The sequence below is a fragment of the Pseudomarimonas salicorniae genome, from assembly GCF_023156535.1.
GTDB classification, from domain to species: Bacteria; Pseudomonadota; Gammaproteobacteria; order Xanthomonadales; family Xanthomonadaceae; genus Pseudomarimonas; species Pseudomarimonas salicorniae.
Genome location: NZ_JALNMH010000004.1, coordinates 258,354 through 276,940 on the forward strand (window position 1 = coordinate 258,354; position 18,587 = coordinate 276,940).

The 18,587-nt window shown below is 70.4% G+C and carries 10 protein-coding genes; 7 read left to right on the forward strand and 3 right to left on the reverse strand.

Going from position 1 to position 18,587, the window contains the following annotated elements; all coding sequences use genetic code 11:
* Nucleotides 1-29: 29 nt before the first annotated feature.
* Both lysS and M0G41_RS06800 read left to right on the forward strand, forming a co-directional pair.
* The gene (gene lysS / locus M0G41_RS06795) at nucleotides 30-1,535 is read left to right on the forward strand and encodes a lysine--tRNA ligase (protein ID WP_248206808.1); all 1,506 of its coding nucleotides are present in this window, start codon (nucleotides 30-32) and stop codon (nucleotides 1,533-1,535) included.
* Between the two features lie 69 nt (nucleotides 1,536-1,604).
* Complete coding sequence (locus M0G41_RS06800; RefSeq protein ID WP_248206810.1) at nucleotides 1,605-1,958, forward strand: PilZ domain-containing protein; 354 nt, start codon at nucleotides 1,605-1,607, stop codon at nucleotides 1,956-1,958.
* 479 nt (nucleotides 1,959-2,437) lie between these two features.
* Here M0G41_RS06800 and M0G41_RS06805 read toward each other — a convergent pair whose 3' ends face one another.
* Both M0G41_RS06805 and M0G41_RS06810 read right to left on the reverse strand, forming a co-directional pair.
* Nucleotides 2,438-5,263: a TonB-dependent receptor plug domain-containing protein gene (locus M0G41_RS06805; RefSeq protein ID WP_248206812.1), complete on the reverse strand. Its 2,826-nt coding sequence runs from the start codon at nucleotides 5,261-5,263 to the stop codon at nucleotides 2,438-2,440.
* Nucleotides 5,264-5,332: 69 nt separating this feature from the next.
* Nucleotides 5,333-6,127: a sulfite exporter TauE/SafE family protein gene (locus M0G41_RS06810; RefSeq protein WP_248206814.1), complete on the reverse strand. Its 795-nt coding sequence runs from the start codon at nucleotides 6,125-6,127 to the stop codon at nucleotides 5,333-5,335.
* Between the two features lie 45 nt (nucleotides 6,128-6,172).
* Here M0G41_RS06810 and M0G41_RS06815 point away from each other — a divergent pair, with 45 nt between their 5' ends.
* The 5 genes from M0G41_RS06815 to M0G41_RS06835 all read left to right on the forward strand — a co-directional run bounded on the left by M0G41_RS06815 (nucleotide 6,173) and on the right by M0G41_RS06835 (nucleotide 14,590).
* A complete protein-coding gene (locus M0G41_RS06815) occupies nucleotides 6,173-8,131 on the forward strand; it encodes a transglycosylase SLT domain-containing protein (protein WP_248206816.1) in 1,959 nt (652 codons plus the stop codon).
* A complete protein-coding gene (locus M0G41_RS06820; RefSeq protein ID WP_248206818.1) occupies nucleotides 8,128-9,066 on the forward strand; it encodes a complex I NDUFA9 subunit family protein in 939 nt (312 codons plus the stop codon). The genes M0G41_RS06815 and M0G41_RS06820 overlap by 4 nt, the downstream gene beginning before the upstream one ends.
* Nucleotides 9,063-10,304, forward strand: a complete 1,242-nt coding sequence (locus tag M0G41_RS06825) for a multifunctional CCA addition/repair protein (RefSeq protein ID WP_425511234.1) — start codon at nucleotides 9,063-9,065, stop codon at nucleotides 10,302-10,304. Before M0G41_RS06820 ends, M0G41_RS06825 begins: the two co-directional genes overlap by 4 nt.
* Before the next feature lie 85 nt (nucleotides 10,305-10,389).
* Nucleotides 10,390-11,454 carry an efflux RND transporter periplasmic adaptor subunit gene (locus M0G41_RS06830; RefSeq protein ID WP_248206821.1) on the forward strand — a complete coding sequence of 355 codons (1,065 nt, stop codon included), beginning with the start codon at nucleotides 10,390-10,392 and terminating at the stop codon, nucleotides 11,452-11,454.
* A 1-nt stretch (nucleotide 11,455) separates the two neighbouring features.
* Nucleotides 11,456-14,590: an efflux RND transporter permease subunit gene (locus M0G41_RS06835; protein WP_248206825.1), complete on the forward strand. Its 3,135-nt coding sequence runs from the start codon at nucleotides 11,456-11,458 to the stop codon at nucleotides 14,588-14,590.
* A gap of 486 nt (nucleotides 14,591-15,076) precedes the next feature.
* On the opposite strand, the gene M0G41_RS18605 is transcribed toward M0G41_RS06835, so the two are convergent.
* Nucleotides 15,077-18,466 carry a S8 family serine peptidase gene (locus M0G41_RS18605; protein WP_343226469.1) on the reverse strand — a complete coding sequence of 1,130 codons (3,390 nt, stop codon included), beginning with the start codon at nucleotides 18,464-18,466 and terminating at the stop codon, nucleotides 15,077-15,079.
* Between the last annotated feature and the right edge of the window lie 121 nt (nucleotides 18,467-18,587).

Below are 18,587 nucleotides of genomic sequence, written 5' to 3' on the forward strand. Positions count from 1 at the left end.
GCCAGGACCCGCCTTACGGGGTCCCAACCATGAGCACCGAACACGACGACAACGCCCTGATTACCGAGCGCCGCGGCAAGCTCGCCGCGCTGCGCCAGCAGGGTGTCGCCTTCCCCAACGATTTCCGCCGCGGGCAGTTCGCCGGCGACCTGCAGGCCGAGTTTGCCGACGCCGAACGCTGGACCGTCGAGGCGCTGGAGGAGATCGACCGCCCGGTGACCCTCGCCGGCCGGATGATGGCCAAGCGGATCATGGGCAAGGCCAGCTTCGCGCAGATCCAGGACGAGTCCGGGCGCATCCAGCTGTTCCTGCAGGCGGCCACCCTGGGCGAGAGCTATGACGCCTTCAAGCACTGGGACGTAGGCGACATCATCGCCGTCGAGGGCAAGCTGACCCGCACCCGCACCGGCGAGCTGTCGGTCAAGGCGCACGCCCTGCGCCTGCTGACCAAGTCGCTGCGTCCGCTGCCCGACAAGTGGCATGGTCTGGCCGATGTCGAACAGCGCTACCGCCAGCGCTACGTCGACCTGATCGTCACGCCCGAGGCGCGCGAGGTCTTCGTCAAGCGCTCGCGGATCGTCCGGGCGATGCGTCGGTGGCTGGACGACCGGCGTTTCCTCGAAGTCGAGACGCCGATGATGCACTACATCCCCGGCGGCGCGACCGCGCGTCCGTTCACCACCCATCACAACGCGCTGGACCTAGACCTCTACCTGCGCGTCGCGCCGGAGCTGTACCTCAAGCGCCTGGTCGTCGGCGGCCTGGAGCGCGTCTACGAGATCAATCGCAACTTCCGCAACGAGGGCGTGTCGACCCGGCACAACCCCGAGTTCACCATGCTCGAGCTGTACGAGGCCTACGCCACCTACAACGAGGTGATGGACCTGACCGAGTCGCTGATCCGCGACGTCGCGCAGGAAGTGCTGGGCACGACGCAGGTGCACTGGGACGGTGCCGACATCGACCTCGGCCCGGATTTCCGCCGCTGGCGCATGGACGAGGCGGTCTGCCACCACAACCCGGAGATCGATATCGCGATCTTCCAGCGCCAGGATCGCGCGGCCATCGCCGCCCATGCCGAGCGCCTCGGCATCCGCTTCAAGCCCGCGGACGGCTGGGGCAAGCTGCTGCTGGCCATCTTCGAGGAGACCGCCGAAGGCAAGCTGGTGCAGCCGACCTTCATCACCCACTATCCGGTCGAGGTCAGTCCGCTGGCCCGCGAGTCGGACAGCGAGCCCGGCATCACCGACCGCTTCGAGCTTTTCATCCACGCCAAGGAGATCGCCAACGGCTTCTCCGAGCTCAACGACCCGGAGGACCAGGCCGCGCGCTTCCGCGCCCAGGTCGAGGCCAAGGAGGGCGGCGACGACGAGGCCATGCACTTCGACGCCGACTACATCCGCGCCCTCGAGTATGGCCTTGCGCCGACCGGCGGCCTGGGTATCGGCATCGACCGCTTGGTGATGCTGCTGACCGACTGCAGCTCCATCCGCGACGTGCTGCTCTTCCCCTACATGCGCCCCGAGGCCAGCTGAGCCAGCCGGCGGGACGCCGGCGCGACGGCGCGCTAGACTGGCCCGGTCAGGCGACAGGGGGGCCGGCTCATGAGTGCGGACGTACCCGATCATCCCGGCGTGCGGCGATCACGGCGGCGGCTGCAGGCCGAGGTCTACATCGAGGCCGAAGGCCGGCGGCTTCCAGTGGAGCTGCTGGACGTGTCCCTGAGCGGCGCGCGCATCCGGCCTCCGGCCGACTGGCCTCCCCCTCGCGGGGCCTTTCGCCTCGAGCTGCATATCGCCAACGAGGATCCGGTCAGCCTGCCGGCCAGCGTGGTCCGCGAGCGCGCCGAGGACATCGCCCTGCGCTTCGCCGACCTCGGCCCCCGCCTCGCCTCGCAGCTTGAGTTCCTGCTCGAGCGCGACGGCCGCCTGCTGCAGGAGATCGAGGCCACCGAGTAACCGGGAGCGAGGCTCGCGCCGCGCGCGGACACCCGCGGTCGTGGTCAAGGGCCAAGGTCTGGACAGGGCGCAAAGAAGACCTTCCACAACACCCGAATGTAGGAGCCAGCTTGCTGGCGATCGTCCCTTCCGGAGCGCCTATCGCCAGCAAGCTGGCTCCTACGTGCAACGGCGTTGCCAGGCCCGGTCTGTGCCGCCAAGTAGGCCTTGCCGCAGTCAAATTGTGGGAGTGTCCTTGGGCGCGACCGCGGAGACCCGCTCTGGCCGCGGTGTGTGGTGAATCCGATACGCCGCGGTCGCGCCCAAGGACGCTCCCACAGTCGGGCTTCGTTGCGCGTCGGGGAAGCCCCATAGGGTGTGCCTTGGCGCACCGATACGGGCCTTTGGAAGGTATTCCCGGTGCGGCCAGCCGCACCCTATGAATGTCTGCTTCGCGCCCGCACTTGCCGGTCGAAACTTCGGCAACCGGGGCGCTCGGCCTAGAACGAGAACTCGGCGCGCACGTAATAGAACCGCCCGGGGAGGTCGTAGGTCGAGGCCTCGTAGCCGTTCAGCGAGCAGCTGAGGCAGGCCGGGGGATCGCGGTCGAACAGATTGTTGGCGCCGATCGCGACGCGGGCGCCGTCGAACCAGGGTGCGTACCAGCCCAGCTGCAGGTCATGCAGGGTGGTGCTGCCGAGGCGGTTTACGCCGCGAAGCGGATCGGGACAGGCCGGTGTGTCGATGGCCCGGCCGCAGGACTCTTCCATCGCATCGATGTAGCGGGCGGTCCACAGCAACTCGACGTCGCCGCGGCGCCAGTCGGCCTGCAGCACCGAAGTCCATTCCGGGATGGCGCTGTCATTGACCACCAGCCCCTCGCGGCGCGGCTGGCGCAGGCCATTGCCGTCGAACTCGCGGTAGTGGAAGACATAGCTGTTGGCCCAGCGCAGCCGGCCCTGGCCGAAGCGGGTCTCCGGCCACAGCCAGTCGATGTGCAGGTCGAGGCCCGAGGTCTCGACTCGTCCGAAGTTCTGCAGCCGGTTGCCGAAGAAGCTGATCGTCCCCGCGGGCGCGCGCATGATGCTGTCGCAGAAGGGCGAGCCCGGGCCGCCCTCGACGCAGAGGTCGAGCTGGGTCTGCGGGTCGAGCGCCTGGATGGCGTCGTCAATGCGGTGGCGGTAGCCGGTGAGCTCGATGTCCAGCGCCTGCGACCACGCGCGCCCCTGGGCGAAGCGCGGGCTGTAGACCAGACCGAGCGAGCTGCTTTCGGAATGCTCGGGGTCGAGGCCGGGGTTGCCGCCGGTCAGTACGCCGATCTGCTGGTCGAGCTGGATCGCCCCGGCCGGCACGCCGAAGGCCGCGCAATCACTCATCGCCGGTGCGCCGCCCGGCTGCGCGAGGCAGGGATCGACCAGGAAGGCGTCGAAGCGCGAGGCGGCGCCGAACAGCTCGCCGATCGACGGCGCCCGGAAGCCCTCGGCAAAGGTGCCGCGGAACAGCAGGTTGTCGCCGAACTGCCAGCGGAAACCCGCGCGCCCGGTGCTGCGGCCATCGGCCAGGGTGTAGTCGGAGTATCGCAACGCCGCGCTGAGGTCGAGCTGCGAGGCGGCGCTGGCGAACACGGGAAGATTGGCCTCGACATAGGCCTCGTTCACCGCGTAATCGCCGCGGGTCGGCAGCGACGGCACGCCGTTGTAGTCGCCGGCGACGGTGATCGGGTCGGGCTCGTAATAGCCATCCAGCTCGCGCCGCTCGACGCCGGTGGCGAGGGCCAGCGGGCCGGCCCAGAGCTCCAGCAGGTCGCCGCTGAGGTTGGCGCTGAACAGCTGCAGGTCGTTGGCGCTGCGGTCGCGGACCAGCGGCTGGATATAGGCCAGCATCTCCGGCGTGATCGAGCCCTCGCCGCCGAACAGGTCCAGCGGCACGCAGGCGGGGTCGGCCGCGCAGTCGGCGCTCGGGCCCAGCGCGCGGTTGATCCGGCGCAGGTTGTAACTGCCGGTATTGAGCTGCTCGGCGCGGTTGCGGCTGCCGGCGAGATTGACGTCCCAGTACCAGGGCGACAGGGCGCCCTCGAAGCTGCCCTCCAGCCCGAACGCGAGGTAGGCGGTGTCGACCTCCTGGCGGAACTCGCGAGGCCCGCCTTCGACCGGGCGCCGGGCGAGCAGCAGCAGGCTGGGGTTGTCACCGCGGCTGTCCAGATCGAAGCCGAACGGATTGAACGGATGCGAGGCGGGGATGACGATCTGGTCGGCCAGCGGATTGCCGGTGCCGGCGGTCGCGCCGAGGAAGATCGGTTCCGGGGCGGCGCGCTGCGCCGAGCGGCGCCGATTGAGCAGGGTGCGCAGGTAGGCGCTGGTGCGCTCGCCGATCTCCAGCCGGCCCTGCAGGAACACGCTGTCGCGCTCGGAGGGCGTGAGGGCCAGGTTCTCGACGGCGAAGTTGTAGCGCAGGGCGTCGCTGAAGGGGACGATGCCCGGGACCAGCCCGGGCCCGACCTGGGCGGATCCGGTGCCGCGGGTCAGGTCGCGGAGGGCGCCGGTCGACGGATCACGAAGCAGGAAGCGTCCGTCCGGCGTGGCCGTCGAGCCGAAGGCGACCCCGGTGCCCGGCACCGGCACCGCGCTCAGTTCGCGGTCGCGCGAGAACACCGCGTTCTGGTCGACGTGGGACACCGAGCCGAACACCGAGAGCGGCCCCTGCATCCAGCCGTAGCTCGCCTCGGCGACGGCCAGCTCACCGTCGCCCTGCTCGTAGCTTCCGGCGTGCAGGGCCATCCGGCCGCCGCCGATGTCGCGGCGGGTGATGATGTTGATGACTCCGGCCACGGCGTCCGAGCCGTAGATCGACGAGGCGCCATCCTCGAGGACATCGATGCGCTCGATGATCGCCAGCGGAAGCGTGTTGAGGTCGCTGCAGGAGGACACCCCCGAGGCCGAGGCCTCGGCCACCCAGCGCACGCCGTCGACCAGCACCAGCACGCGCTTGCAGCCGAGGTGGCGCAGGTCGACCGTGGTCGCGCCGGCGCCGACGCCGCCGCTGTCGGCCGGGAACCCGAAGTTGCCGCTGCGATTGAAGCGGGTATTCAGGGCCGAGCCGGAAGAGGTCAGCTGCTGCAGCACGTCGCCGACGCTGCTCAGGCCGCTGCGCTCGATGTCGCGGCGGGTCAGGGTGTGCAGGGGCGCCTGACCCTCGATCATTGCCTTGCGGATCCGCGAGCCGGTGACCTCGACACGGTCCATGGCGGGCTGCTGCGCGGCCGCGCTGTCGGCGAGCAGCACGGCAAAAGCGATGGCGAGGGGAGCTACCAGGGGAAAACCGCGCATGACCTGCCCGCAGGGCCCGGAAGGGGCCGCATCCAAAGCGGCTAATGTCCCATCACGTGGCGGTGACGATCAACCGCCGAGCGACAACTGCAGGGCAACGGCCAGCAGCAGGAGGGCAAAGACCCGCTTCAGGGCGGTGCCACCAAGGCGGTGCGCCAGCCGGGCGCCAAGCGGGGCGAACAGCACCGAGGCCAGGGCAATGCCCAGCGCCGCAGGCAGGTAGACGTAGCCGGCCGCCCCCTCGGGCATGGCCAGGTCCGGCGGGGCGGCCAGGGCGTAGCTGAGCGCCGCCGACAGCGCGATGGCGACGCCACAGGCCGCCGAGCTGCCCACCGCCCGGACCGGCGCCGCGCCGAGCATCACCAGCAGGGGCACGGTCATGCTGCCGCCGCCTATCCCGACCAGGGCCGACACCGCGCCGATCACGAGGCCCGCGCCCAGCAGCCAGGGCGAGCGCGGCTGTTCGCTGTGGCCGATCGCCGGGGGCTGGCCGAACAGCAACTGGGCGGCAGCAAGCAGGCAGAAGCCGGCCACGCCCCAGCGCAGGGCCTCGCCCGGGATGCTGCTGGCCAGCACCCCACCCACGGCACCCCCGAGCAGCAGGCCGGGCACCAGCCGCGCCACGCTGGCCCACATCACGCTGCCACGGCGGGCGTGCGAGCGCGCCGAGGACAGGCCGGTGACAACGATGCTCGCCAGCGAGGTCGCCAGCGCGGCGTGCATCACCGACTCCGCGGGAACGCCCTGCTGGGGCAGCAGCCAGACCAGGGCCGCGACCAGCACGAGGCCGCCACCGACGCCGAGCAGACCCGCCAGCAGCCCGGCCACGGCCCCCAATGCAAGGTAAACCGGCAGCGCGCTCACGGCCTTCTTCCCGGCGCGCCGCGATGCAGTCGATACACTATGCGGATGAACATCCGTGTCGTCCTTCTGTTGTGCCTCATCCTGCCGCAGTGCGCCGCGGCGGCCTCCCTTGCCGACCGCCGCAGCGAGTTCCGCCGCGCGCTCGATGGCGTCGAGCGTGGCCAGTCCCTGGTCGGCGACGACCGCCGCGCCCTGCTCGACCATCCTCTTTTCAGCTACATCGAGTATGCCGAACTGCGCCGCGGCCTGAAGCAGGCCACGCCCGCCGCGGTGGAAGACTTCGCACGCCGCCATCCCGGTCATCCGCAGCTGGCCCGGCTGCAGGACAGCTGGCTGCAGGAGCTGGCCCGGCGCGGGGAGTGGAGGGCGGTGGCCGCGCGTGCGGGCAGCGCCGAAAGCACCGACAGCCGCTGCCATGTCGTCCACGCGCGGCTGAAGACCGCACCCGACGCTGCCGCCTGGACCGAAGCCGAGGCCCTGTGGCGCACCGGCCGCTCGGCCCCTTCGGCCTGCGACCCGGTGTTCGCCGCGCTGTCCGCGTCCGGGCGGCTGACCCCCGCCCTGCGCTGGGCACGCATCGAGCTGGCAGCAGCAGAAGGCAATGCCGGCCTGATGCGCTTCCTCGCCCGTTCGCTGCCGGCCGAGGAACAGGCGCTGGCCACCGGCTACGCCGACTTTATCGACAGCGGCGCCGGCAACCCGGCCAGCTGGCCGCAGGACCAGCGCAGTGCCGAGGTGCTGGGCACCGGGATCGCCCGGCTGGCCCGTCGCGACAGCGACCGTGCAGAGCGCCTACTCGAGGCCCACAAGGCCCTGCTCGGCCGCTCGCCCGAGGCCCTGCAGCGCGCCTGGCATGGCGTCGCCCTGTGGACCGCGGCCAGCTACCAACCGGCCGCCGCGGCCCGCTTCGCCAAGGTGCCGGATGCCGCCTACGACACCCAGCTTCACGAGTGGCGGGTGCGCGAGGCCCTGTCCCGCGAGGACTGGCGTTCGGCGCGCAAGGCGATCGCCGCCATGCCCGAGGCGCTCCGTGAGGGCCCGCGCTGGCGCTACGCCGCGGCGCGCCTGGACCAGATCGACGGACGCCAGGCCGAGGCCGAGGCCGGCTTCGCCCTGCTCGCCCAGGAGGCGCACTACCACGGCTTCCTCGCCGCCGACCGCCTCGGCAGCCCCTACCCGCTGTGTCCGCTGGACCTGCCGCGTGATGCCGCCCTGCGCGGCCGGGTCGGCACCCTGCCCGGCATCCAGAACGCGCTCGAGCTGCACGCGCTGGGCCGCTACGGCTGGGCGCTCGGGGAATGGAAGGCGGCAATCGCCGGCCTGCCCGACCTTGAGCGTCGGGTCGCGGTGGAACTCGCAGTCGACAGCGGCTGGACTGATCGCGCGGTCTTCGACCTGTCCAAGGGAGACGATCTGCGGTACTACCGGCTGCGCTTTCCGCTGGCTTACCAGAAGCATCTGACCCGCGAAGCGGGCCAGCGCGACCTCGACCCGGCCTGGGTGGCGGCCCTGATCCGCGCCGAGAGCGCCTGGAACCCGGCGGCCCGGTCGCACGCCAACGCCCGCGGGCTCATGCAGCTGCTGCCCGGCACCGGCCAGGACATCGCCCGCAAGCTCGGCATCAGCTGGAGCGGCGCCAGCGACCTCTACCAGCCGCGCAGCAACATCACCCTTGGCACCGAGTACCTGGCCGACATGCTGGCGCGCAAGGCCGAGCAGCCCTTCCTGGCCACCGCGGCGTACAATGCCGGCCCCGCGCCGATCGCCCGCTGGCGCAGCCAGCGACCGCCGCGCGAGGTCGATCTGTGGATCGAGACCATTCCCTACTGGGAAACCCGTGACTACGTGGTGCGGGTGATGGCCTTCAGCGTGATTTACGACTGGCGGCTCGGGCAGGACGCCTATCCGCTTTCCGAGCGGCTTCGCGCCCAGCCCGACCGTCGCGTGGCACGCTCGCCGTTCGCCTGCCCCGCCCCCGCTTCGGTAGCCAGGACCTCTCCATGAACAAACCGCTTGTCGTGATGCTCGGCGGCTCGGGCTTCGTCGGCCGTCATCTCGCCCCCCGCCTGGTCGCCGCCGGCTACCGGGTGCGCGTGCCGAGCCGCAACCGCAACATGGCCCGCGACGTTGGCTGCGTGCCGGGCGTCGAGCTGGTCAACTGCAATGTCCACGACCCGGCCGAGCTGCGCCGCGTGCTGGAGGGCGCCAGCGTCGCCATCAACCTGGTCGGCATCCTCAATGAGTCCGGCCATGGCGGTGCCGGCTTCAACCGCGCCCACGTCGAACTGACCCGCAACCTGATCGGCGCCTGCAAGGAGGCCGGGGTCGGCCGCCTGCTGCAGATGAGCGCACTGAACGCCGGCCGCGGCACCAGCCACTACCTACGCACCCGCGGCGAAGCGGAGCAGCTGGTGAGGCAGAGCGGGCTTGCCTACACGATCTTCCAGCCCTCGGTGATCTTCGGCCGCGGCGATGGCCTGTTCGGCCGCTTCGCCCTGCTGCTGCGCTTCGCCCCCGTGCTGCCGCTGGCCCGAGCCTCGGCGCGCTTCGCGCCGGTCTACGTCGGCGACGTGGCCGATGCCTTCCTCGCTGCCATGTCCCGAAAGGACACGGTCGGCCAGGTCATCGAGCTCTACGGCGACGAGGTGCTCACGCTCAAGCAGATCGTCGAGTACACGGCGCGATGCATGGGGCTGAAGCGGCTGATCGTGCCGCTGCCCGACGCACTGGCCCGGATCCAGGCCCTGGTCTTCGACTTCGTGCCCGGCAAGCCTTTCTCCTCCGACAACTATCGCTCGCTCAAGCTCGACTCGGTGGGCGGCGTGGACGGCCTGCATCGCCTGGGCATCGCCAAGACGCCGATCGACGCGGTGGTGCCGAAGCTGCTCGGCGAGGCCGGGCGGCAAACCCTGCTCGACCGCAATCGCCGGGTGCGGTGAAACCGCCCCTGACCGGTGAGGTCTACCTGGTCGGCGGCGCGGTGCGCGACCGTCTGCTCGGGCGACCCGCCGGCGACCGCGACTGGGTGGTGGTCGGCAGCACGCCCCAGGCCATGCTCGACGCCGGCTTCCGCCCTGTCGGCGCCGACTTCCCGGTCTTCCTGCACCCGGAATCCGGCGAGGAGTTCGCCCTCGCCCGCTGCGAGCGCAAGCAGGGCCGCGGCTATCGCGGTTTCGAGGTGTTCAGCGATCCCTCGGTGACGCTGGAGCAGGACCTACTGCGCCGGGACTTCACGATCAATGCGATTGCCGAGGACGCCTCGGGGCGCCTGATCGATCCCCATGGCGGCGTCGCCGACATCGAGGCGCGGCTGATCCGCCACGTCTCGCCGGCCTTCGTCGAAGATCCGGTGCGCCTGCTGCGCGCGGCGCGCTTCCTCGCCCGCTTCGCGCCGCTCGGATTCCGCCTTGCCGACGAGACCGCCGCCCTGCTGCGGCAGATGGTCGCGGACGGGGAGGTTGACCATCTGGTCCCCGAGCGGGTCTGGCAGGAACTGCAGCGCGGCCTTGCCGAGCCGCGGCCCTCGGCCATGCTCGACTGCCTGCGCGAATCGGGCGCCCTGCGCGTGATCCTGCCCGAGGTCGACGCCCTGTTCGGGGTGGAACAGCGTGCCGAGTACCACCCGGAGATCGACGCCGGCGTGCACACCGGCATGGTCCTCGACCAGTGCGCGCGGCTGGCCCCGGGCGACGCCCTGATCGGCTTCTGCGGCCTGACCCACGACCTCGGCAAGGCGCTGACTCCGCCCGAGGTCCGCCCGAAACATCCGGGCCATGAGCACAGCGGGCTCGCCCCGCTGCGCCGGCTCTGCGAGCGGCTCAAGGTGCCGCGCGACTACGCCGAGCAAGCCGCGGTCTGCTGCCGCGAGCACCTCAACGTGCACCGCCTCGATGAGCTGCGCGACGAGACCGTGCTGAAGCTGATCGAGCGCTGCGACGGTTTCCGCCGGCCCGAACGCATTACCCGCCTGGGCATGCTCTGCGAGGCCGACAAGCGCGGCCGCAAGGGCCTCGCGAACTCGCCCTACCCGCAGCGCACCGAGCTGGACCGGCTGCACGCCGCCGCACGCTCGGTGCAGGCCCGTGACCTCGACCTGCAGGGTCTGAGCGGCCCGCAGATCGCCGAGCGCCTGCAGCGCGCCCGCGTGGCCGCGATCCGCGCCGCCCGCGGCGGCTAGCAGCCTCGGGGCCGACACCGGCCCCTGCACGACACCCCGACGCGGCAGGGGCTAGGCTTGCGCTTCGCTCCGACGAGGCCATGCCATGCCGCGACCCGCGCTGATCATCCTTGCCGCGCTCTGCGCCACGTCCGCCGCGCCGGCATCCGCCGCGACCTCCGTCGAGGTCAGCCTGGTGCAGGCGCAGTCCCTGCCCCGGCGCGCCGAGCTCAGCGGCCAGCTCAGCGCCGCCCGCCACGCCGAGCTGTCACCGCGCCTGTCCGGCGTGGTGGAGCGCATCGTCGTGGACGCCGGCGCCCGGGTCGAAGCGGGTGATCGCCTGCTCAAGCTCGATGACCGTCTGGCCAGGCTCAGCCTGTCCAGCGCCGAGGCCGCCGCCCGCGCCGCGACGGTTCGCCTGGCCGATGCCCAGCGCATGGAGGAGGAAGGTGCGCCGCTGGCCGCCAAGGGTCTGCTTCCCGCCTCCCAGCTCGACTCGCTGCGCGCCGCGCGCGAGGTGGCCCAGGCCGAGGCGCACGAGCGCGGCGCCGAGGCTGCCCTGCTTCGCGAGCAGCTGAACCGGCACTGGCTGACCGCGCCCTTCGATGGCGTCGTAGTGGAGCGTCAGGTGGACATGGGCGAGTGGGTGCAAGCCAGCGATGCCGTGCTGACCCTGGTCAGCGATGCCGAATTGCGTTTCGATGCGCGCGCGCCGCAGGAGTGGTACGGCCGGATCGACCCCGGGGCGCCGATCCGGCTGCACATTGACGGCCGCGAGGCCGCTGTCGAGAACGCCACGGTGGCGGCCGAGGTTCCGGCCAGCGACACGGCCAGCCGCAGCTTCCTGCTCCGGCTCGCGGTCCCTGCCCAGACCCCGGCCCTGCTGCCCGGCGCGTCGGGTCGCGTCGAACTGGGGCTGCGCGGCGACCGTCGCGCGATCGCCGTGCCCCGCGAGGCCCTGGTCAGCTATCCGGACGGTGGCCGTGCGGTCTGGGTCGCCGTCGATGAAGGCAGCGGCCCGGTCGCGCGCTCGCTGCGTGTGCAGCTCGACCCCGCCATCAGCGATCCGGCCATGGTGCTCGACGGGCTCGAGGGCGGCGAGCGGGTGATCATCCGCGGCCAGACCCGGCTGCGCGACGGCGAGCCGCTGACGATCGCGGCGGAGCGCTGAGATGTTCTTCGAGCGCGTCCTGCGCCACGGCATCCTGGTCTGGGTGGCGGCGCTGGTGATCGGCGTACTCAGCCTGCTCGCCGCCCTGCGCATTCCGGTGCAGATGATCCCCGACCTCGAGGTGCGCACCATCTCGGTTGAAACGCGCTGGCCCGGCGCCACGCCGCAGGACGTCGAGAAGGAGATCCTGATCGAGCAGGAGGAGTACCTGCGCAGCGTGCCCGGCCTGCGCCGCATGCTGTCCCAGGCCAGCACCGGCAGTGCCTCGATCGACCTCGAGTTCCCTTTCGGAGTGAACATCGACGAGGCCCTGATCCGGGTCAGCAATGCCCTGAGCCAGGTCAGCGGCTATCCGGAGAACGTCGACGAGCCGCGGGTGCTGGCCAGCGCGTTTTCGTCGAACGCCTTCATGTACTTCGCCGTGCTGCCGCAGCCCGGCAACCCGCGCAATATCGACATCGACCTGCTGCGCGACTACATCGACGACACCGTGCGCACGCGGATGGAGCGTGTCCCCGGCGTCTCCCAGGTCGGCATCGGCGGCGGCGCAGAGCGCCAGCTGCAGGTATGGGTGGCGCCCGCCACGCTCGCCGAGCGCCAGCTGACCCTGAGCCAGATCCGCGAGGCGATTCGCCAGCGCAATCGCGACATCTCGGCCGGCGATATCGACAGCGGCGACTCGCGCTACCTGATGCGCACGGTCGGCCGCTTCGACAGCGTCGAATCGCTGCGCGAGCTGATCGTCGCCGAGCGCGACGGCGCCTTCGTCCGCCTCGGTGACATCGCCGAGGTGCGGCTCGACCACTCCGAGATCCGAGGGCGCTCGTTCTCCCGCGGCGAGCCCAGCCTCAGCCTGCAGGTGCGCCGCGAGACCGGCTCCAACGTCATCGCGATCAAGGACGCCATGCTGCCGGTGGTCGAGGACATCAACCGCGACCTGCTTAATCCGATCGGCATGCAGATGGTGCTGAACTCCGACGATGCGCGCTACGTCGAGGACTCGGTGCGCAACGTCTGGACCAACCTCGGCATCGGCGCCCTGCTTGCTGCCGCGGTTCTGTTCGGATTCCTGCGCTCGGCGCGGATGACCGCGGTCGGCGTCATCGGCATTCCGCTCTGCGCCCTTGCCGCCTTCCTCGGCCTGCAGCTGTTCGGCCGCACCATCAATGTCATCTCGCTGGCCGGCATCGCCTTCGCGCTCGGCATGACCCTCGACAACAGCATCGTCGTCCTCGAGAACATCGAGCACAAGCGCCGCCAGGGCCTCGACCGGTTCCGGGCCGCGCTGCAGGGCGTGCAGGAGGTCTGGGCCGCCCTGCTCGCCTCGACCCTGACCACAGTGTTGGTGTTCGCGCCCGTGCTGTTCATCGCCGAGGAGGCCGGCCAGCTCTACTCGGACGTGGCCATCGCCATCGCCGCGGCCATCCTCGCTTCGCTGGCCGTGGCCACCACCCTGGTGCCGCTGGCCAGCCTGGCCGTGCCTTCGCGCACCCTGCCTGAACATATCGATCCCGCAGCGGGCCTGGGTGTCGTGCCGATCCGGCTGCGTCAGGTGCTGGATCATCCGGCGCAGCGCAACGCACTCATCCTCGGCGTGCTGCTCGGCACGCTCGGCCTCGCCTGGTGGCTGACCCCACCGGCCGAGTACCTGCCCGAGGGCGAGGAGGCCAAGACCTTCTCCAGCATGATCGCCCCGCCCGGCACCAACCTCGCCCGCATGCAGCGCATCGGCGACGAGGTGCAAGCGCAGCTGGTGCCGCATCTCGATGCCGAACCGGATGACTTCGAAGCCGGCCGCACGCCGATCCCGCCGCTGCGCAGCATGGTGATGAGCGTCTCGCCGGGCTCGCTGCGGGTCATCGCCGAGACCAGCAATCCTTCGCACATCGATGCGCTGATGGACGCCATCGACGGGATCTACCGCGGTTATCCCGGCATGCGCGCCTTCTCCTCGCGCGGCTCGATCATCTCCAGCAATGACGGCGGCACGCGCAGTGTGAACCTCGATATCGCCGGCCGCGAACTGGGCGAGCTGTACCGGGTGGCCGAGACCGCCTACCGGCGCGCCGAGGCCGCCTTCGACGAGCCGCGGATCAACTCCTCGCCCGGATCGCTCTCGCTCGGCCAGCCGCTGATCGCGCTGAAGCCGCGCTGGGAGCGCGCCGCCGAACTGGGCCTGACTCCCACCGAGCTGGGTTTCGCGGTCGCCGCACTCAGCGACGGGGCGTTCGTCGACGAGTACTTTCTCGGCGATGACAAGATCGACCTGTATCTGTACTCATCGGCCGTGGCCGAGGGCGGCCTGTCGGCGATCCCACAGCTGCCGATCTACGCGCCCGGCCGCGGCGTCCTGCCGCTGGAGGCGGTAGTCGAGATCGAGGAGCGGCTGGACACCGAGACCCTGCGCCGCGTCAACGGCCGGCGCACGGTGACCCTCAACATCATCCCTCCGCGCTCGGTGGCGCTGGAGACCGCGGTGGAGACCGTTCGCATCGAGGTGCTGGAGGCCATGCGCGATGCCGGCGAGATTCCGCCCGGGGTGGAGATCGATATCTCGGGCGCCAGTGACCAGCTCGATGCCACCCAGGCTTCGCTCAGCAGCAACTTCCTGATCGCCATCCTGCTCTGTTACCTGCTGCTGGTGGCGATCTTCAACCACTTCGGCTACCCGTGGCTGATCCTGACCAGCGTGCCGCTGGGCGTGGCCGGCGGCATCATCGGCCTGGCGATCCTCAACCTGTTCGTCCGCCAGCCCTTCGACATGATCACCATGCTCGGCTTCCTGATCCTCGTCGGCACCGTTGTCAACAACCCGATCCTGATCGTTGACCATGCGCTGCGGGCCTGGCGCGGCGGTGCCCGGGACGCGGCCAGGGTGGTGGCGGACGCGGTGGCGGCGCGGATCCGGCCGATGCTGATGTCGACCATCACCACCCTCGCCGGCCTCGCCCCGCTGGTTTTCATCCCCGGCGCCGGCACCGAGCTGTATCGCGGCGTCGGCGCCGTCGTCCTGTTCGGCCTGCTGTTCTCGCTACTCATCTCGCTGAGCTTCCTGCCCGCCCTGCTGCACTGGGTGCTGGTGACCTGGGTCGGTCGCAAGCCACCGCCCGACGCGCACCCCGCCTCCGCGCCCTGAATCCATCGGCGGCCCGGGCGATCACGGCCTGACACAGGGCGCGGCTGGCCGCGCCGTGAGCACATCGCGGGACACGCTGTCGCTGCTGCAGTCGAAGAACAGGCGCAGAGCTTGCATTCGCCACGGTGCATCAGATGGGCCGACTCTCTGTGGGAGTGCCCTTGGGCGCGACCGCGGGATTCCGCTCTGGCCGCGTTCTGCGGTGAATCTGGAGCGCCGCGGTCGCGCCAAGGACGCTCCCACAGTCGGGCTTCGTTGGGCGTCAGCGAAGCCCCATAGGGTGTGCCTTGGCGCACCGATACGGGCGTTCGGACGGTACGCCCGGTGCGGCCAGCCGCACCCTATGCACGTCTCTTTTGCGCCCGATCATCGCCTTCACCGCCGCGCGCCCGGCTGATCCAACACCGGCACGGGTGCCGGCGGATAGCAGATAGCAGAAAGGCCCGCCCCATCCCTGGAGCGGGCCTTCCCCCCGTGGTCGCGGGATCAGCGGTCCTTGAAGGCGCTGGCGCGCAGGGTGATGGTGAACAACTGGCCGTTCGGATTGTCGAAACGCACCGTGGTCGGGGCGGTTGCCTCGCCCGCGGTCCAGCTCTCGCCGCCGATCTTGTTGACCAGCGAGAAGCGGGCCGGGGTGCCGCGGCCATCGCCACCGTTCTCGGCGTTCTTCACCTTGATCGAGGCGTCGCCGTTGATCGAGACGATCTCGAACGCTGCCGGATTGAGGTAGGTCGTGGTCGAGGTATTGGTCAGCGACAGGTCGAGGATGAACTCGCTGCCCGAGGACTGCGCGCTCACCACCCGGGCGCTGACCGAACCCTGGCCAAGGGTCACCGCGTCGCGGTAGTCGACGCGCAGGCCGGACAGGTTGCTCGGCGGTGCGGTGTAAGTGCAGATGGCGCCCGGGAAGTCGGAGACGATGCGGTACTCGTGCTGGCCTTCGGCGGCCCCGGTGATCGGATGGCTGGTCGCGGACGGGGCCAGGCTGGCGATGCGCTGCCAGGCGCCGCCGTCGATGCGACGCTCGATGTGGAAGGCGGTCTCGGCACCGGTGCCGTTCCAGCTCAGCTGGAAGTTGCCGTCGAAGTCGATCCGCTCGCCGTTGAGCGCGACGTACTCGCCCTGAACTGCTGCCAGCTCGGCGGGCGCGGCGCCTGCCCCCTGCGAGGTCGTCTCGACATCCAGGGTGAAGCTGGAATCGACTCCAAGGTAGTTCTCGATGCGGAACACGTAGGTGCCGCCGCCGGAGATGGCTGCATCGATGCTTTCCACGCTACCGATGTTCCCGGAGGAGCCGATCTGGTTGCCGTTCGGATCGAGCAGGACCATGTCGAGGTCCGGGTAGGCGGCATTGGTCACCGAGTCGGCCTCGAGGCGACCGACCAGGCGGGTGCCGCCCGGGCCGACCTCGACCGGGATGTCGAGGAAGGTCTTGTCGGTACCCAGCACATCGGCCGCCTGCGAGGCGCCCGGGCCGATCACGCCATTGAACTGCTGGCTCTCGACCGTGACGCCGCCGGTTCCCGCGGCCGGGATCGAGGGCACACCGCGATAGTAGATCGGCATGCTGAGCGTCTCGCTGCCGTCGCTGCGCTCTGCGATTACGTACCACTGGAACTCGGCCAGGTCCTGGCCGGAGAAGGCGGCGCTGTCCAGCTGCAGGCTGAGGTTGAAGCTCGCCTCGCCGCCGGCCGGCACGTTGACCGTCGCCGGGGACACCTGGGCCTGCACGCCCGGCACCTCGAGGCCGCGGTTGTTGCGCACCGACAGCCGGTAGCTGCCGCCCTGGCCGCGGACGTCGCGGATCACCGCGGTCACGCCCTCATTGCTGACGCACTGGTTGGCCAGCGAGGGCACGTTGCCGAAGCTGTGGCTGCCGAGCAGGCGCGGCTGGTTGATGCCGTCTCCCTTGACGCCCATCAGGGCCTTGATCTTGGCCGCATCGAAGGCGTCGACCAGCCCGCCACCCTGCGAGTGGATGTCCTGGTTATGGGTGCCGTGGCTGTCCGGAATGCCACTGGCGTTGCGCATCGGCGTGGCGGCATTGATCAGTGCAGTGCGCACTTCAGCCGGACCGAATGAGGGATTCGCCTGGATGATCTGTGCGGCAATGCCGGCGACGTGGGGCGAGGCCATCGAGGTGCCGGAGACCGCGCCGTACATCGGGCCGTCCGAGGTGGCCGACAGCGCGCCGAGCACGCTGGCCGGCGGCAGGGCGGCGAGGATGTCCACGCCCGGCGCCGAGACATCCGGCTTGACCTGACCGAAGCCGGCCACCGGACCGCGCGAGCTGAAGCCCGCGACGTCGGCGCGGAAGTTGGCATTGCCTGATTCGAGACGGATGTTGAACGCGGACTGCGCGCCCTGGCCGGGGTTGGGGCCGAGCAGGGAAAGCAGGTAGTCGGCATCGGCCTGCTTGATGGTCGCGCCGGGAATCGACGAGGTCACCGCCGTGGCGTTTTCGGTCGCGGCGATCAGCAGCACGGCCGAGGCACCGGCCAGCACCGCATTGTTCATGGTCTCGGCGAACGCCCCGGAAGCACCGCCCGTGCGCACCAGGGCGATCTTGCCGGCGACGTTGGACGGCCAGTTGGCGACGGTGGTGCCGTTCTGCACGTAGACGAAGGGCTTGCTGATGCCAGAACCCGGGCTCGGCGTACCAGCCATCGGGAAGACGCGGATGTCCTGGCGGCCGCCGGGCGTCAGCACATCGGTGTTCCAGCCTACATCTGCGCCCGGGTCGGTCGTGGCCGCCACCGAGATGACGTGGACACCGGTGGAGGGCGAGCCGACGATGCCCGGGACGCTACCGGAGTTGCCTGCAGCGGCCACCACGACGCTACCCGCCAATGCGGCATTGCTGGCGGCGACCGCCGTTGCGTTGGTGGGGGTCCCGTTCGGCGAGCCCAGGCTCATGTTGATGACGTGGGCCTTGGGCTTGGCGAAGCCGGTCAGGGTGCGGTTGGAGACCGAGTCCTCGAGCGCCAGCATGATCGTCGCGCCAAGGCAGCCGGCGACGCCGGAAGCCGAGCCGACGGTGCTGCAGACCGAGTAGTTGTGCAGCTTGCTCTGCGGCGCGACGCCGTGGATGGCCTGGTCGTCGGCATTGCCGAAGATGTTGTCGGCGCCCCAGGCGTAACCAAGGTAACCGGCGGCGGTGGAGGCGACATGGGTGCCGTGGCCGAAGCCGTCCTCGAAGACCGGGTCACCCATCGGAATCTGATAGGTCACCTTGCGATTGACCGGCACCGCGGCGCTGTCGGCGAGCACGCCGAGGCGCGGCGGGGTCGGGTCGCCGCCGAACATCTCGTGCTGCCACTCGATGCCGGAATCGATCACCGAGATATTGATGCCCTGCCCCTCGAAGCCCTCGCGCACGTCGTCGAAGGGACCGGTCTCGGCGATGCCGCCGTAGAGCTCGGTGGAGCGTACGAAGCCGACGCTCTGCACCAGCTGGGTATAGTGCACCTGGTCGCGATGCACGGCCTTGACACCCGGCACCTCGCGCAGGCGATGCACCTCGTTGACCGGCACGTTCACCGCCATGCCGTTGAACACCATGGTGTAGCGGAACTCCAGGTCGGCTGCCGGCTGGCCGGCGTAGTCATTGACCTGGAGGCGCTTGACCTCCGCGTTCACCCCGCTGGCGCGGACCCGGTCCAGCACCTCATCCTGTTTCGCCGAAAGCTGCTGGCGATAGCTTTCGATCGCGGCGTCGGTCAGCTGGTTGTGGCTGCGGGCGATCTCGACCGCGGCGGGATCACCCTCGAACTCCAGGATGACCGTGGTGGTGGTGCTGGCCAGAGCCAGACCCGGAGCGGCCAGGGCTGCGGCGATGACCGCGGACAGCGTCTTCTTCGAAGTGCGAGCGTTCACGTGTTCCTCCTCCACGATGGGTGTGCCTGCGGCGGACGCCGCACGGGCAGTCGGTGGGTTCACCTTAGGAGCGCCTGAATCGGCGCCATACGGGGGACTTCCCTCATCCCGGCGGGGAAAG

Coding starts and splice junctions, on each gene's coding strand:
- M0G41_RS06820 (WP_248206818.1), top strand. CDS start 8,128: ATGAACAAACCGCTTGTCGTGATGCTCGGCGGCTCGGGCTTCGTCGGC.
- M0G41_RS06815 (WP_248206816.1), top strand. CDS start 6,173: ATGAACATCCGTGTCGTCCTTCTGTTGTGCCTCATCCTGCCGCAGTGC.
- M0G41_RS06830 (WP_248206821.1), top strand. CDS start 10,390: ATGCCGCGACCCGCGCTGATCATCCTTGCCGCGCTCTGCGCCACGTCC.
- lysS (WP_248206808.1), top strand. CDS start 30: ATGAGCACCGAACACGACGACAACGCCCTGATTACCGAGCGCCGCGGC.
- M0G41_RS06800 (WP_248206810.1), top strand. CDS start 1,605: ATGAGTGCGGACGTACCCGATCATCCCGGCGTGCGGCGATCACGGCGG.
- M0G41_RS06805 (WP_248206812.1), bottom strand. CDS start 5,263: ATGCGCGGTTTTCCCCTGGTAGCTCCCCTCGCCATCGCTTTTGCCGTG.
- M0G41_RS06835 (WP_248206825.1), top strand. CDS start 11,456: ATGTTCTTCGAGCGCGTCCTGCGCCACGGCATCCTGGTCTGGGTGGCG.